This window comes from Ruminococcus sp. OA3, from assembly GCF_022440845.1.
Lineage (GTDB): Bacteria > Bacillota > Clostridia > Lachnospirales > Lachnospiraceae > Ruminococcus_G.
This window is the reverse complement of the sequence record NZ_JAKNTO010000001.1, coordinates 2,811,169-2,825,425: the sequence shown is the minus strand read 5'-3', so window position 1 is coordinate 2,825,425 and position 14,257 is coordinate 2,811,169. Positions and strand designations below refer to the sequence as shown.

Genomic DNA, 14,257 nt, shown 5'->3' with positions numbered 1-14,257 from the left:
GGAGGATGACGATGTTTAAAGAATTAGAGGAAGCATGGTCGCAGGACTCCGGCGGCTATGATGAGATGATCAAAGAACAGCTTGCAGACAAAAAGGAAGTAGCCTACTGGATGGAAGAGCTGAGACAAGTACTGGGAAATGAACCCAGGGATATTCTGGATGTAGGATGCGGACCCGGATTTCTGACAATTGTTATGTCACGTCTTGGTCATCGTGTAAAAGCGATCGATGGTTCTAGGGGTATGGTGCGCTGCGCAGCGGGCAATTTTGCTGCAGAAGGGCTGGATGCGGATGTTCAGGTGGAAGATGCAGTCAAATTGCCGGAGGAGAGAAAGGCAAGTTATGATGTCATTATATCCAGAGACGTTGTCTGGACATTATATGATCCCCAGAAAGCTTTTGAGAGATGGCGAGAGGTTTTAAGGCCGGAAGGCAGGATCATTATTTATGATGGAAATTACCGCCGCGGTCAAAATTCTCTTAAGATCACAGCCTGGAAAGTTCTGTCACAATGTCTGATAACTGTGACGGAGAGAAAGATTCCACGGAAAGCAGCACACGGAGAAGAGGAGGGCGTTTTTACCAGATTGCCGATGGTGATGTCGGAACGTCCGGATGCGGATCTGGAATTGCTTCGCGGGGCAGGTTATAAAAAGATCAGGATTACCAATGATCGATATCGAAACAGCCCTTCCCGAATGGAATTTTGGAAATACGGGTATCAGGGAAAAAAATTCAGGGTAATCGCCTGGAAATAGATGTAAATGGTGATAAATGATGACGCGAACGCAGATCGGTGTTAAAATAAAATCAGAGTATATAAGGAGAAACAGATATGATAACAATTGATCAAAGAAAATGCATCGGCTGCGGACAGTGCATACAGGTCTGTCCTTTTACTGTCCTGAAACGCAGTGATGGCGGGAAGGCCGTACATACCGGAAAATCCTGTATCGCATGTATGCACTGTGCGGCAGTCTGCCCGAAAGAGGCAATCACTTATGATGGAGAATCAGCAGTCTCTGAGAAAGTACGTCCATTGCCGGAACAGTGCAGTGCAGCGATAGAACAACTGGTCTATCAGAGACGTTCCTACAGAAGATTCCAGAAAAAAAAGGTACCGGGAGAACTGATAAAAAAAGCGCTGGACGCCGCAATGATCGCGCCGAGTGCCAAGAATCAACATCCTGACAGATGGATCCTTATAGAGACGGAAGCTGTGAAGACAAAGCTGATGGAAATGATTCTGCAGTACTGCAAAGGGAATCAGGTTTCCATGGAAATCCTTTCAGAATACGAAAATCATAACAATCCGGTCATGGGAGAAAATGCAGTGCTGCTGATCGGAGTCTGCAAAGACGATGCGCTTAACCCATGGCAGGATACCGCCATCGCGCTTGCGACGGCGGAACTGATCCTGCAGGCGGAAGGAGTTGGCACTTGCTGGGGCGGCTATCTGACACGGTTTGTGAATGCGATACCAACATGCAGGAAACTGCTGGGAATTTCCGACGGCAGCAGCGCATACGGTTCACTGATGATTGGCTATCCTGAAGGGCAGGAGTATCGGAGGATTCCGGTCAGACTGGTAAAGGCCGAAGTGACAAAGATATAATGAAACGATCTGCAGACTGAAAGGTGAGGTGACAGAAAATGATGAATCCGGGATTTTACTTTTGTATTGCATTGGGTCTTATGTTTCTGCTGTGTGCAGCGGTGTTCGCCGTGTTAAAAGAAAAAGCTGCCATACTGGTTGGCGGGTTCAACACCATGCCGAAAATCCAGCGTGAGGATTATGATAAAGTCCGGATAAGCAGGGATCAGAGGAATTCTTTTCTGATCTGGAGTCTGATTATGCTTGCCGGGGGCGTATGTTCCTATCTGGTCTCACAGTATGCTGCTGTTGCTGCCGGTGTTATCTGGCTGATCATATTTTTCAGAGATGTCCATCTGGACGAAGAAAAGGCATTTGGAAAGTACAAAATAAAATAAAAGTATCATGATATCTGCGGTACCTGCGGAAGATGTAAAGGATGTTATTTATGAATAAATTCAGTATACCTGTGAACAGCGATACGCTTTTGGAACAGGAAGAACGACAGGTCCAATACCTGTATCTTCACGGTCTCGGGCAGACGGCATCCGCCTGGGAGAAAACAGTTTCTCATATGCCGGAACCGGCGCTCATTGCGTGTCCGGATCTGATTTCATTTCTGGATCACAGGGAAATGACTTATGCTAATCTGTATCATGAGTTTTCACGGTATTGCAGCGACAAGTCAAAGCCTTTAGACCTATGCGGCCTTTCACTGGGATCAATTCTGGCGTTAAATTATGCGCTTGATCATCCGGAGAGGGTACGGTCACTTGTATTGATAGGCGCTCAGTATAAGATGCCGAAAGCATTGCTTAGATTTCAGAATGTGATTTTCAGGCTGATGACTGGGAGTACGTTTGAAAAAATGGGATTTCAAAAAAATGATTTTATAAAGCTGGCAGACTCCATGGCGAATATTAATTTCAGTCAACGCCTGAAAGAAATTTCGTGCCCCGCTCTGATCGTCTGCGGTGAGAAAGACAGTGCAAATAAAAAAGCAGCGAAAGAATTATATGAGATCCTGTCAAATGCAAAACTCTGTTTTATAGAACATGCAGGTCATGAAATAAATACAGAGAAGCCGGAGAGCTTAGCGGCAGTTCTCCGGGAATTTTATGACAGACAAAAAGCAGAAGCCACTTGTTAAAAACAGGAGGCTTCTGCTTTTTGTTAATATCTTATTCATCTGTGCCGCGAAAAGAATCTAAGCTTTTCAGCCGATGCCGCCATAAAGGATACCGAGGATAAAGACGACAACCGCAAGTATTACGTAGATATATTTTGAAACAAATTCAAAAAACTTCCCGACGGGTTTTGCTGCACCCAGATTCAGTTCCGGGTGGATTTCCCGTTTCCCCAGAACCCAGTAGATCATCACCGCTCCCAGAAGTGCGCCAAACGGCACAACATAGATCGTGATGGCATCCATCCAGCTTCCCAGCCGGCTCTCCGCCTCAATAAACAGACCGACGCCGAAGATGATTGCCGATACGATGGCTACGGATGTGTTCCGTTTCACACGAAGCATTTTTCCCACTGCTTCCGCGCACACCTCAAACATATTCATCAGTGAGGTGATTCCCGCGAACAGGCAGGAAACAAAGAACAGGACAGCGATCACGCGTCCAAGGGGAATTTGTGCAAAAACTTTTGGAAGTGTGATAAACATCAGCGGAGGTCCGGAAGTCGGGTCCATACCAAATGCGAAAACTGCCGGAATGATCGCAAGGCCTGCCAGCAGCGCAGAACACGTGTCCAGTGCTGCAGTCATCAGGGATGAATGGATGATATTCTCTGATTTGCCGAGATAACTCCCATAGATGATCATGCCGGATCCTGTTATGGACAGGGAAAAGAATGCCTGTCCCATGGCCATAACCCATGTATTTACTTTCAGCAGTGCACTCCAGTCCGGGATAAACAGATATTTATAACCTTCCGCGGAACCCGATAAGAATGCAACCCGTACGGCAATGATAAAAAACAGAACAAAAAAAGCAGGCATCATGATCTTGTTGATCTTCTCAATTCCCCTGGTGACACCTCGCATCAAAATGAATGCTGTCAGAAGAATTACAATCAGGTGCCATGGAACGCTGCCGAGCGTCTTTGTTGCCTGAGCAAAATATGCTTCGGAGCCGGCTGTGTTGATCGCATTCGTTGCAGAGCCGAAAATGGATCGCAGAACCCATCCCACAATGACGGAATATCCGATGGCGATGCCGAAAGATCCAAGCAGCGGTATCGCACCCAGGATCTTGCCTCCACGTTTCCCACGGCTTTTCATTGCATAATCATAGGAACCGACGGGACCTGTTCCCGTGAGGCGGCCGAGCGCGAATTCTCCGGATAATCCAACATATCCGAATAAAGCGACGAACAGAAAATATGGGATTAAAAAGGCGGCGCCTCCATTCTGACCAAGCCGGTATGGAAACATCCAGATATTGCCCATTCCGATCGCAGACCCCACCGATGCCAGAATAAAACCGATGCGGCTGTTGAAGGTGTTTGTTTTTACATTTTTCATTTGTTTCTCTTCTCCCTGAGTAAGTCTAATACACTGATTATACGAAAAACGAAAACATTAAGCAACAGAAGAATGAAAAAACAGGATAAGAATCCAAGTGTCTGGAATCTTATCCTGTTTCATGGGAATTATTTAATAGATTTCTGAGTTTTGTGTGTCTTATGATCTTTTTTGTTTTCTCTTTTGAGGCGTTTTTTCTGACGCATATCACTGAAAAATTTCTCGAGTGTCTCAATAATACCGCTTGTATAGCGGAGAACAGGTTCCGTTGCCAGCGCGAAAACACCAAGAAGCATCCCGCATTTCAGGGATACCATACTGATAGCAAAAAGGTTATTGATAAAGAATATGCAGATCAGCATGCCGACGGTCACGCCAATAAACACGGTCCAGCGCATTTTATTCATAGGTTTACTGATGCGGTACAGGATCATAAGTCCGACGGCCGCGAGCAGGAGAGTGGAGGCAGTGGAAATATCTGTTGATTCCACCCCGAACACCAAACCGAATACAACGAGTGCGCTCACGATAAAGAAATCTGTGAGTCCTGCCGGCAATGCCTTTAACAGGACGTTTGTTATAAAGTGGCCTTCTATAATCTTTTCGTTTGGCTCCAGTGCAAGAAGAAAACCGGGGATACCGATCGTAAACATACTGATCAGGGATATCTGTGACGGTTCCAGCGGATAATTGATCATAAATGCGATTGAGAACATTGCCATCAGGAAAGAGAAAATGTTCTTGACCAGAAACAGGCTGGCTGAACGCTGAATATTATTGACGACACGCCGGCCTTCCAGTACAACTGACGGCATACATGCAAAATTCGAGTCCAGAAGGACAAGCTGTGAAGCCTGGGCGGCTGCATCACTCCCGGATGCCATGGCGACACTGCAGTCGGCATCTTTCAGCGCGAGTACGTCATTGACACCGTCTCCCGTCATAGCGACTGTTTTCCCCTGGCTTTTCAATGCCTTGACAAACTGCCGCTTCTGGTTTGGAGTGACTCTTCCGAATACTGTATACTTCTGCATCGCCTTATTGACATCATCTTCCGTGAGCAGCGTCTGTGCATCCACGTACTGATCAGCATTTTGTATGCCGGCCTGCATGGCCACCTTGGATACCGTGACCGGGTTATCACCGGAAAGAACTTTGATGTCAACCCCCTGGGCCGCGAAGTATTCAAAGGTCGATCTGGCTTCCTTACGGATAGGGTTGGACAGAAGTACCAGACACAGAGGGGACACAGGGGCGGTAAGCTCTTTTCCATCGGCAGTGCCGTGATAGCGGGCAAAAATCAGTACACGGTATCCTTCGCTGCTGTGTGACTCGATCTCTTCCTTATATTCATCGTACTGTGAACGCAGAATGAATTCCGGTGCTCCGATGACATAAGAATCAATCCCAAATACCGCACTGCTGTATTTGTATGCAGAAGAAAAAGATGTTGTGGATGTTGCTATTTTTCCGGAGACATCACGGAAACGTTCTTTCATAGCCGCCATGGTGATATTATCTTTTGACATGGCATATACGAAGTCGCCAAGCATCAGCTCGAGTGAACCGTCCTCATTTTCCTGGTATCCATCCAGCGGGATCACATGGTTGACTTCCATGGTGTTTTCGGTGATCGTCCCGGTCTTGTCGACACAGAGCACGTTGACACGGGCAAGCGTCTCAATACACTTCATATCGTGGACAAGAACTTTTTTTCCTGCCAGGCGCATGACGCTGACGACCAGGGCAATGCTGGCAAGAAGATATAATCCCTCCGGTATCATACCTATGACGGCGGCTACCATTGAGGTGATACTGGACTGCAGAGAGGCTTTGGCAAACAGCAGCTGCTGAACCACCAGAACAGCACCTATCGGTATAATGATGATACCGACGGTTAGCACAAGATTATTAAGAGAACGGATCATCTCGGACTGTTCTCCTTCCTTCGCCGCTTTCGCCTCGGTCGTCAGTTTTGATACGTATGAATCCGCACCGACCTTTTCGAGTTTTGCAAGGCATCGTCCGGATACGACAAAACTTCCGGAGAGAAGGGAATCATCTTTTTTCTTGGTGATCTCGTCCGATTCACCGGTTATCAAAGACTCGTTAACCTGTACTTCGCCGCTCATGACACGTGCATCCGCAGGTATCTGGTTGCCGGCAGAAAACAGGACGATGTCATCTAATACGAGGCTGTCAGCCGGTATGATCTGCTCCTTTCCGTCACGGATGACAGTGGCTTTGGGGGCGTTCAACACCGTCAGTTTATCCAGAACATTCTTAGAGCGGATTTCCTGAATGATACCGATTAAGGTGTTTGCGATGATCACAGGAAGGAATGTCAGATCGCGGAAAGAGCCGACCAGGATCAAAAGTACTGCGATAACGGCAAATACGAGATTGAAGTACGTCAGCAGGTTGCCAAGTATGATTTCCTTTACACTTTTAGAAGGAGGATCAACCGGTGTGTTGACACAGCCCTGATGGGTGTGTTCTTCCACCTGTTCCATAGTCAGACCGGTGTGAATATCCGGATCAAACCGGGTGATTGTCCGGCTGACTTCTTCGATCAGAGGTTCCTCCTTCGCTTTTTTCATTAATTTTTTCATAAAGCTCCTATCTGTTACTGAATCTGTTTATCATTTGTTTCCCTCAGCGGATTTTATTCCGGATATATCCGGTTCGATCAGCAGCGAGTAGTTTGTCGGGTAGACGACAAAACCAGGCTTCGCACCCTTCGGTTTTTTCAGGTTTTTCCGCTGGGTATAATCGATTTCCACTTTGGGAGTACCGCGGCCTTTGGAATAGTAGGCAGCGAGACGACCGGCTTCCTCGAAGGTGGTATCCGGGAGTTCGTTCCCGTCTCCTTTTATGATCACGTGAGATCCCGGCTGGCCTTTTGCATGGAACCACCAGTCATTTCCGTTTGCGAACTTAAACGTGAGTTCATCATTTTGAAAATTATTTTTACCGACGTAAATATGATATCCGTCACTTGAAATATAGTGATATGGTTTAGCGGTTATCCTGACTTTTTTGCCACCATCATGTTTTCGTCTGATATAGCCGTACTCTGTCAGTTCTTCTTTAATCTGAACGAGATCTTCTTCAGCGCGGGCGATGTCAAGAGCGACGGAGACAGACTCCAGATGTTCAATCTCCGCCTTTGTCTCAGCCAGAAGAGAGTCAAGTGCATCGGAAGTTCGTTTCAGCTTATTATATCTCTCAAAATATTTTTTTGCATTTTCAGATGGTTCAAGCTGCGGATCCAGAGGAACGCTTATCATTTCATTGGTATAGTAGTTCAGTGCCTCGAACGACTTTGCTGCCGGGTCCAGATTATAGCCATAAGCATTGATCAGTTCACCGTACACACGGTACTTTTCCTTTTTTTCTGTGTCTTTCAGCTGTTTTTGCTGCAGATGATATTTTTTTGTGCTGCGTTCCAGTGAAGTCTGGACAATCCGCCTGAGTTCAGACGACTTCTGACGGATGCGGGTAACGACGTTCCGCGCTGCATAGTAAGCTTCCAGCATTGCACTGACAGATTCATATGTAACGGACTGGAAATTCTGATACAGCGAAAGTGTAAGGCTGGAGAATTCTACCGGTTCTTTATCGTTATAAATGATGTTTGGTGTAAATGCAGAACTGCTTACATCCTCCATCATTCGAAGAAATGTATGATACAGATGTGTCTTTTCGAGTTCGTCCAGTGAATCGCAGGAAGCGCCTCCGTCAATGGAAGCACGGCTGCATAACTCCTCACCGATCAGAGGGCTGATCCCGGTAAGCGAGCTGTAAAGCGCTTTCCCGACCGGAAGCGGTCTTGTCAGCACATGATTCATAAATTCGTCCTGTGTTACGTGAAAGGGATTGTATTTTTCACGTGTCTCCGGAATAAAATAATCCCGTCCGGGAAGAACTTCACGGACAGAGCTCATATGTGCGGAAACGTGTTTAATACTGTCAATGATACAAAAGTCTTCATTACAGAAAATAATGTTGCTGTGTTTCCCCATGATTTCTATGATCAGATACTTTCTGCAGAGGTCTCCCAGTTCGTTCAGATGTTCAAGCTTGATCTGAATAATACGTTCCAGGCCCGGCTGGGTAATATCAAGGATCCTGGCGCTGCCGATATGCTTGCGCAGCAGCATGCAGAAGTTTGGAGCGGTCAGCGGGCTCGGTTTTTTATTTTCAGTAAGATAGACCAGCGGCAGGGAAGCGTTCGCTGAAATAAACAGAAGGTACTGTTCCTTATTATTTTTTATTGTGATCAGAAGTTCATCATTTTCAGGCTGTGCGATTTTATTAATTTTGCCTCCGGTGATGGTCTGATTCAATTCTGATGTAATGTTTGCTATTGTAATACCGTCAAATGCCATATTCTTCTCCTTTTATGAATTTATTATAGCAGAAAAAAATGATTTGACTAGGGTTTTGTAATGAATTATAATAAATTTGTATGTTTAAGTGTGAGGCACTTTTCATACGATCATTTAAAGAAACGAGAAGAGTATTGAAATGATGAAAAGTATGACAGGGTTTGGTCGTTCGGAGATGCAGGACGAACAATACAGGTTTACGGTTGAGATGAAATCGGTTAACCACCGGTACCTGGATTTTAATTTTAAGATACCGAAGAAGTTAAGCTTGTTTGAATCTGCCGTCCGCAGCTTATTAAAAGAATATATGCAGCGCGGAAAAGTGGATGTTTTTATCACATATGAAAACTATACACAGAGCCGCATCTCTCTGAAATACAACAGAGAGATCGCCAGACAGTATCTGGATTACCTGCAGGAGATGGGAACTGATTTTTCACTTGAAACTGATATTACAGTTTCCAACCTGTCACGTTATCCTGAGGTTTTTACCATGGAAGAACAGCCGGATGATGAAGAAGAGCTCTGGGGCATACTGGAGCAGGTACTCAGAAATGCCGCCGAAGCATTCTCCGCTTCCAGAGAGAAAGAGGGAGCTGATCTTAAGAATGATCTGCTTGAGAAACTTGATGGAATGCAGGAAAAGGTTGCCGCAATCGAGGTACGTTCTCCGGAAATCATGAAGGAATACCGCGAGAAGCTGGAAAAGAAACTCGGTGAGCTTCTGGAAGACAGTCAGATCGAAGAATCCAGAATTGCCGCAGAAGTGATACTGTTTGCAGATAAGATCTGTACAGACGAGGAAACCGTCAGACTGAAAAGTCACATTGAAAATATGAGACGGGTACTGTCAGAGGGCGGAGGAATCGGACGAAAGCTGGATTTCATTGCACAGGAGATGAACCGGGAAGCTAATACAATCCTTTCCAAAGCCAATGATCTGGAGACTTCCAATATCGCGATCGATCTTAAGACAGAGATCGAAAAGGTGCGGGAACAGATTCAGAATATTGAATAAGTGGGGAATCATTTTGACTAGACTGGTTAATATCGGATTTGGTAACGTCATCAACGCAGAGAAAATTGTCGCTGTCGTCAACCCGGATGCAGCTCCCGTCAAACGCATGATACAAAATGCAAAAGAAAACGGCAATATTATCGACGCAACACAGGGGCGGCGTACGAAAGCTGTGGTGATCACGGAAGAAAATTTTGTGGTTCTCTCTGCTTTACAGGCGGAGACGATCAGTAAACGTGTAAATACAGGCTACACAGCGGACGAAAAAGGGGATATTTATGAACCATAAGGGAATTTTAGTGGTGGTGTCCGGATTTTCCGGCTCAGGTAAAGGAACTTTGATGAACCGGCTGATGGGTAAATATGATAACTATGCACTGTCAGTGTCAGCAACAACAAGATCCCCGAGAGTCGGGGAACGTGACGGCAGGGAATATTTTTTTAAAACTCAGGAGGAGTTTAAAAAAATGATTCGGGAGGATGCATTTATTGAATATGCCCGTTACGTAGATAATTACTACGGAACTCCAAAGAAATATGTCCAGGAACAGCTTGATTCCGGGAAAGACGTGATTCTGGAGATTGAAATGCAGGGGGCATTGAAAGTCAAGGAGAAGATGCCGGAGACACTGCTGATCTTTGTGACACCGCCCAGTGTACAGGAGCTGAAAAGGAGACTGCTGGGACGGGGAACGGAGTCCGGCGAGATCATCGATGCCCGGATGGCACAGGCAAAAGAAGAAGTAAAATTCATGGAATTTTATGACTATGTACTGGTCAATGAGACGGATAAGGAAGAGGAATGTGTTGATGAAATGCATCAGGTGATTCAAAGCGCACATACGAAAACTTCTCAGAACAGGGAATTTATCGAACATATCAGGGAACAATTGGAAGAGGTATAGAGAAAGGAGAAAGAAATTATGATCCATCCATCATATTCAGAATTAATGCAGGTAATCAACAAGGATATAGACGCAGATGAGGCACCGCTGGTAAACAGCCGTTACTCCATCGTTCTGGCTACCAGTAAACGTGCAAGACAGATCATCAGCGGGGCAGAACCATTTGTCAGGGCTGCAGGCAAGAAACCGCTGTCTATTGCCGTAGAAGAGATGTATGACGGAAAAGTGAAGATTCTTCCGGAAGATTTCGAAGCAGAAGAGAGCGGCGGATCAGAGGAATTTTAGAACCGTAAGAACAAGCTGTTACGCAGTCGCTGACTGTTGTAGCAGCTTTCTTAAAAAGAAACGAAACTACAAAAGGAGCAAAACAATGCAAATTTTATTTATTTCGCTTGGCTGTGACAAAAACCTTGTGGATTCGGAGGAGATGCTGGGGTTATTGGAGACCAGGGGATATACCGTCACAGACGATGAGACGGCTGCCGATATCATTGTGGTAAATACCTGCTGCTTCATTCACGATGCGAAGGAAGAGAGCATTCAGACGATACTGGATATGGCGAAATACCGCACGGACGGCAGGGCAAAGGCGCTTGTTGTGACGGGATGCCTTGCTCAGCGTTATCAGAAAGAAATTCAGCAGGAGATCCCGGAAGTGGATGCCGTACTCGGTACATCCAGCTATGATGAGATTGCAGATGCCCTGGATCAGGTGCTCCATGGGAGTGTATATACATCATTTCAGGATATTGACCGTCTTCCGGATGTAGATGCGAGACGTCTCATTACAACGGGAGGCGCATATGAATATCTGAAAATAGCGGAAGGGTGTGAAAAACACTGTACTTACTGCATCATACCGAAGATACGCGGAGGCTACCGCAGCGTACCGATGGAGAGACTGCTCGCACAGGCGCGGTATCTGGCAGAGGCGGGTGTAAAAGAGCTGATCGTCATCGCACAGGAGACAACCCTGTACGGGAGTGATCTTTACGGAGAAAAGTCTCTGCACAGGCTGTTGAGAGAGCTTTGCCGCATTGACGGCCTGGTCTGGATACGCCTCATGTACTGCTATCCGGAGGAAATCTATCCGGAACTGATCCAGACAATCAAAGAGGAGCCAAAGATCTGTCATTATATGGACATTCCGATTCAGCACTGCAGCGACCGGATACTGAAACGAATGGGACGCAGGACTTCAAAACAGGATCTGGAAAGCATTATCACTGAAATCCGGGAACAGATACCGGACATGGTGCTTCGGACAACACTGATCACCGGCTTTCCGGGAGAGACAAAAGAAGATCATGAGGAATTAAAGCAATTTGTTGCAGATATGGCATTTGACCGTCTCGGTGTCTTTACGTACTCTCCGGAAGAAGATACGCCTGCTGCCTCCATGGAAGATCAGGTACCTGAGACGGTTAAGGAGGAACGTCAGGCGGAATTGATGGAATTGCAGCAGGAAGTGTCACTGGAACTTGGCGAGGAACGGATCGGAGAGAGACAACTCGTGTTTATTGAAGGAAAAGTGGCAGATGAAGATGCGTATGTGGGCAGGACATATGCTGACGCACCGGGCATCGACGGATATCTATTTGTCAATACACAGATACCTCTGATGACGGGAGATTTTGTACAGGTGAACGTGACCGGTTCACTTGAATATGATTTGATAGGAGAAATAGCCGATGAATACACCGAATAAACTGACGTTGCTTCGTGTTATTATGATACCGTTTTTTGTTGTTTTTATGCTGGTGCCGATAGCGGGAACGTATACCAAATGGATTTCGCTGGCGCTATTTGTCATTGCCAGCCTGACAGATGCCCTCGATGGTTATCTGGCAAGAAGAGACAACCTTGTCACAAATTTTGGAAAGTTTATGGATCCGCTCGCAGACAAGCTTCTGGTCTGCTCGGCATTAATTTGTTTGATCGAGCTGGATAAAATACCGTGCTGGGTGGTTATCATTATTATAGCAAGAGAATTTATCATCAGCGGTTTTCGTCTGATCGCATCAGACAACGGCATTGTCATCGCAGCCAGTTACTGGGGAAAAGCAAAGACAATCTCTCAGATGGTGATGATCATTCTTTTGATCGCGGATCTGGGAAGCATATTCGGTACACTGGAACAGATTTTTATTTATCTGTCTCTGGCACTGACCGTTGTTTCTTTGATTGATTATCTGTTGAAAAATAAAAACGTATTAACCATGCAGAGCTGATTTAGGAGGGATACAAATGGTTGCAGAACTGGTTACAGTCGGAACAGAAATACTGCTCGGTAATATTGTAAATACCAACGCCGCGTATTTATCAGAAATGTGCGCAAAACTCGGACTTACGGTTTATTATGAAACATCGGTCGGCGATAATCCCGAGCGTATGCTTCAAACGATAAAAACAGCGGTTGACCGTTCCGATATTGTGATACTGTCCGGAGGTCTCGGACCGACGAAGGATGATATCACGAAGGATATCGCGGCACGCGTCATGGGAAAAGAGCTCGTTGAGGATACTCATACGCGGGAACGGATCCAGCAGTATTTTGACAATCTGAGCATTAAGCGGCCGGAAGTAAAGATCACAGAGAACAACTGGTGTCAGGCTATGATTCCGGAAGGTGCTGTCGTACTCGACAACGAAAACGGAACGGCACCCGGCCTTATCATGGAAGACGGGGAAAAGACCGTGATCCTGCTTCCGGGACCTCCGAATGAACTGAAACCGATGTTTGAGAGTCAGGTTTATCCTTATCTGCAGGAAAAACAACCGGAAGTCATCGTATCACAGATGGTGAAAATCTGCGGGATTGGAGAGAGCATGGTGGAGACCATGATCGAGGATCTGATTGACGGACAGAGTAATCCTACCATAGCTCCTTATGCAAAGACCGGCGAAGTCCATCTGAGGATCACAGCAAAAGCAAAATCCAACGGAGAAGCGAAGAAACTGATCAAACCTGTGCTGCGTGAATTGAAACTGCGTTTTGGCAAGAATATCTATGCAACCGAGGAGAAAAAGTCGCTGGAGGAAGCCGTCGTAGATCTTCTGCGGGACAAGAACATGACCCTTACCTGTGCAGAATCCTGTACAGGAGGAGCGCTGTCTGCGCGCATCGTCAACGTATCCGGCGCTTCCGATGTGTTTAAACAGGGATTTGTAACATATGCAAATAAAGCGAAGCGCAAATATCTCATGGTTAAGAAAGCAACTCTGAAAATGTACGGAGCAGTCAGTGAAAAAACTGCAAAAGAAATGGCAAAAGGAGGATGCTTTACCACCGGTGCTGATGTATGCGTAGCTATCACCGGAATTGCAGGACCTGGCGGCGGCACGCCTGACAAACCGGTGGGACTGGTCTATATCGGCTGCTGTGTAGACGGCCATATAACCGTCAGGGAATATCATTTTAATGGGAATCGCTCTAAAATCAGGGAACAGGCAGTCGTCTATGCGCTGACATTGCTCCGCGACTGTATCCTGCAAAGTTATTCATAAACAGTACCACAAGAAAAAAGGGACGAAAGTCCCTATTTTTTTATGGTTTTCAGCATAGTCAGCATTTTTTCAATCTGAGAAGCTTCTTTTTTTGACTTACCGCTTTTCAGAACCTCCACGATCATATCCATCTCTTCCGGAGAAAAGGTCATACCGTTCTTTTTGGACTGCTGCATAGCCATCATTAAAAAGGGCATCATATCCTGCTTGCTTTTTCCTTCCCCCTGTGAAGCCAGGGACTGAAGCATCTGAAGTTTTGCCATATCCATTGATGCGAGATTCGGGTGTTTCATCCAATCCTGATCCATA

General features: G+C 46.0%; 15 protein-coding genes. 11 read left to right on the top strand and 4 right to left on the bottom strand.

Annotation, left to right across the window (positions count from 1 at the left end; genetic code table 11):
• The first annotated feature begins 11 nt into the window (after positions 1 to 11).
• The 4 genes from MCG98_RS12665 (at position 12) to MCG98_RS12650 (ending at position 2,744) form a co-directional block, all read left to right on the top strand.
• Complete coding sequence (locus MCG98_RS12665) at positions 12 to 758, top strand: class I SAM-dependent methyltransferase (protein ID WP_240302311.1); 747 nt, start codon at positions 12 to 14, stop codon at positions 756 to 758.
• Between the two features lie 77 nt (positions 759 to 835).
• The gene (locus MCG98_RS12660; RefSeq protein ID WP_240302310.1) at positions 836 to 1,615 is read left to right on the top strand and encodes a nitroreductase family protein; all 780 of its coding nucleotides are present in this window, start codon (positions 836 to 838) and stop codon (positions 1,613 to 1,615) included.
• Between the two features lie 38 nt (positions 1,616 to 1,653).
• The gene (locus tag MCG98_RS12655) at positions 1,654 to 1,992 is read left to right on the top strand and encodes a DUF3784 domain-containing protein (protein WP_345891657.1); all 339 of its coding nucleotides are present in this window, start codon (positions 1,654 to 1,656) and stop codon (positions 1,990 to 1,992) included.
• 50 nt (positions 1,993 to 2,042) lie between these two features.
• Positions 2,043 to 2,744 (top strand): alpha/beta hydrolase, encoded by a 702-nt coding sequence (locus MCG98_RS12650; protein WP_240302309.1) that lies wholly within the window; start codon positions 2,043 to 2,045, stop codon positions 2,742 to 2,744.
• A 66-nt stretch (positions 2,745 to 2,810) separates the two neighbouring features.
• Here MCG98_RS12650 and MCG98_RS12645 read toward each other — a convergent pair whose 3' ends face one another.
• The 3 genes from MCG98_RS12645 to MCG98_RS12635 form a co-directional block, all read right to left on the bottom strand.
• Positions 2,811 to 4,127 carry a sodium-dependent transporter gene (locus MCG98_RS12645; RefSeq protein ID WP_240302308.1) on the bottom strand — a complete coding sequence of 439 codons (1,317 nt, stop codon included), beginning with the start codon at positions 4,125 to 4,127 and terminating at the stop codon, positions 2,811 to 2,813.
• Positions 4,128 to 4,255: 128 nt separating this feature from the next.
• On the bottom strand, positions 4,256 to 6,739 hold the full coding sequence (locus MCG98_RS12640; protein ID WP_345891656.1) for a cation-translocating P-type ATPase: 2,484 nt from the start codon (positions 6,737 to 6,739) through the stop codon (positions 4,256 to 4,258).
• 30 nt (positions 6,740 to 6,769) lie between these two features.
• Positions 6,770 to 8,518 (bottom strand): NFACT RNA binding domain-containing protein, encoded by a 1,749-nt coding sequence (locus tag MCG98_RS12635; protein ID WP_240302307.1) that lies wholly within the window; start codon positions 8,516 to 8,518, stop codon positions 6,770 to 6,772.
• Between the two features lie 139 nt (positions 8,519 to 8,657).
• Here MCG98_RS12635 and MCG98_RS12630 point away from each other — a divergent pair, with 139 nt between their 5' ends.
• The 7 genes from MCG98_RS12630 (at position 8,658) to MCG98_RS12600 (ending at position 13,948) form a co-directional block, all read left to right on the top strand.
• A complete protein-coding gene (locus MCG98_RS12630) occupies positions 8,658 to 9,536 on the top strand; it encodes a YicC/YloC family endoribonuclease (RefSeq protein ID WP_240302306.1) in 879 nt (292 codons plus the stop codon).
• A 10-nt stretch (positions 9,537 to 9,546) separates the two neighbouring features.
• On the top strand, positions 9,547 to 9,825 hold the full coding sequence (locus tag MCG98_RS12625) for a DUF370 domain-containing protein (protein WP_240303432.1): 279 nt from the start codon (positions 9,547 to 9,549) through the stop codon (positions 9,823 to 9,825).
• Positions 9,815 to 10,441, top strand: a complete 627-nt coding sequence (gene gmk / locus MCG98_RS12620; RefSeq protein WP_240302305.1) for a guanylate kinase — start codon at positions 9,815 to 9,817, stop codon at positions 10,439 to 10,441. Before MCG98_RS12625 ends, gmk begins: the two co-directional genes overlap by 11 nt.
• Before the next feature lie 18 nt (positions 10,442 to 10,459).
• Positions 10,460 to 10,726: a DNA-directed RNA polymerase subunit omega gene (gene rpoZ, locus MCG98_RS12615; protein ID WP_240302304.1), complete on the top strand. Its 267-nt coding sequence runs from the start codon at positions 10,460 to 10,462 to the stop codon at positions 10,724 to 10,726.
• Between the two features lie 85 nt (positions 10,727 to 10,811).
• Positions 10,812 to 12,149, top strand: coding sequence for a 30S ribosomal protein S12 methylthiotransferase RimO (rimO, locus tag MCG98_RS12610; protein ID WP_240302303.1), 1,338 nt, complete (start codon positions 10,812 to 10,814; stop codon positions 12,147 to 12,149).
• A complete protein-coding gene (gene pgsA / locus MCG98_RS12605) occupies positions 12,133 to 12,672 on the top strand; it encodes a CDP-diacylglycerol--glycerol-3-phosphate 3-phosphatidyltransferase (RefSeq protein WP_240302302.1) in 540 nt (179 codons plus the stop codon). Before rimO ends, pgsA begins: the two co-directional genes overlap by 17 nt.
• A 16-nt stretch (positions 12,673 to 12,688) precedes the next feature.
• The gene (locus tag MCG98_RS12600) at positions 12,689 to 13,948 is read left to right on the top strand and encodes a competence/damage-inducible protein A (RefSeq protein ID WP_240302301.1); all 1,260 of its coding nucleotides are present in this window, start codon (positions 12,689 to 12,691) and stop codon (positions 13,946 to 13,948) included.
• 32 nt (positions 13,949 to 13,980) lie between these two features.
• Here the strand turns inward: MCG98_RS12600 and MCG98_RS12595 are convergent, their stop codons facing one another.
• Complete coding sequence (locus MCG98_RS12595; RefSeq protein WP_240302300.1) at positions 13,981 to 14,256, bottom strand: hypothetical protein; 276 nt, start codon at positions 14,254 to 14,256, stop codon at positions 13,981 to 13,983.
• Position 14,257: the final 1 nt, after the last annotated feature.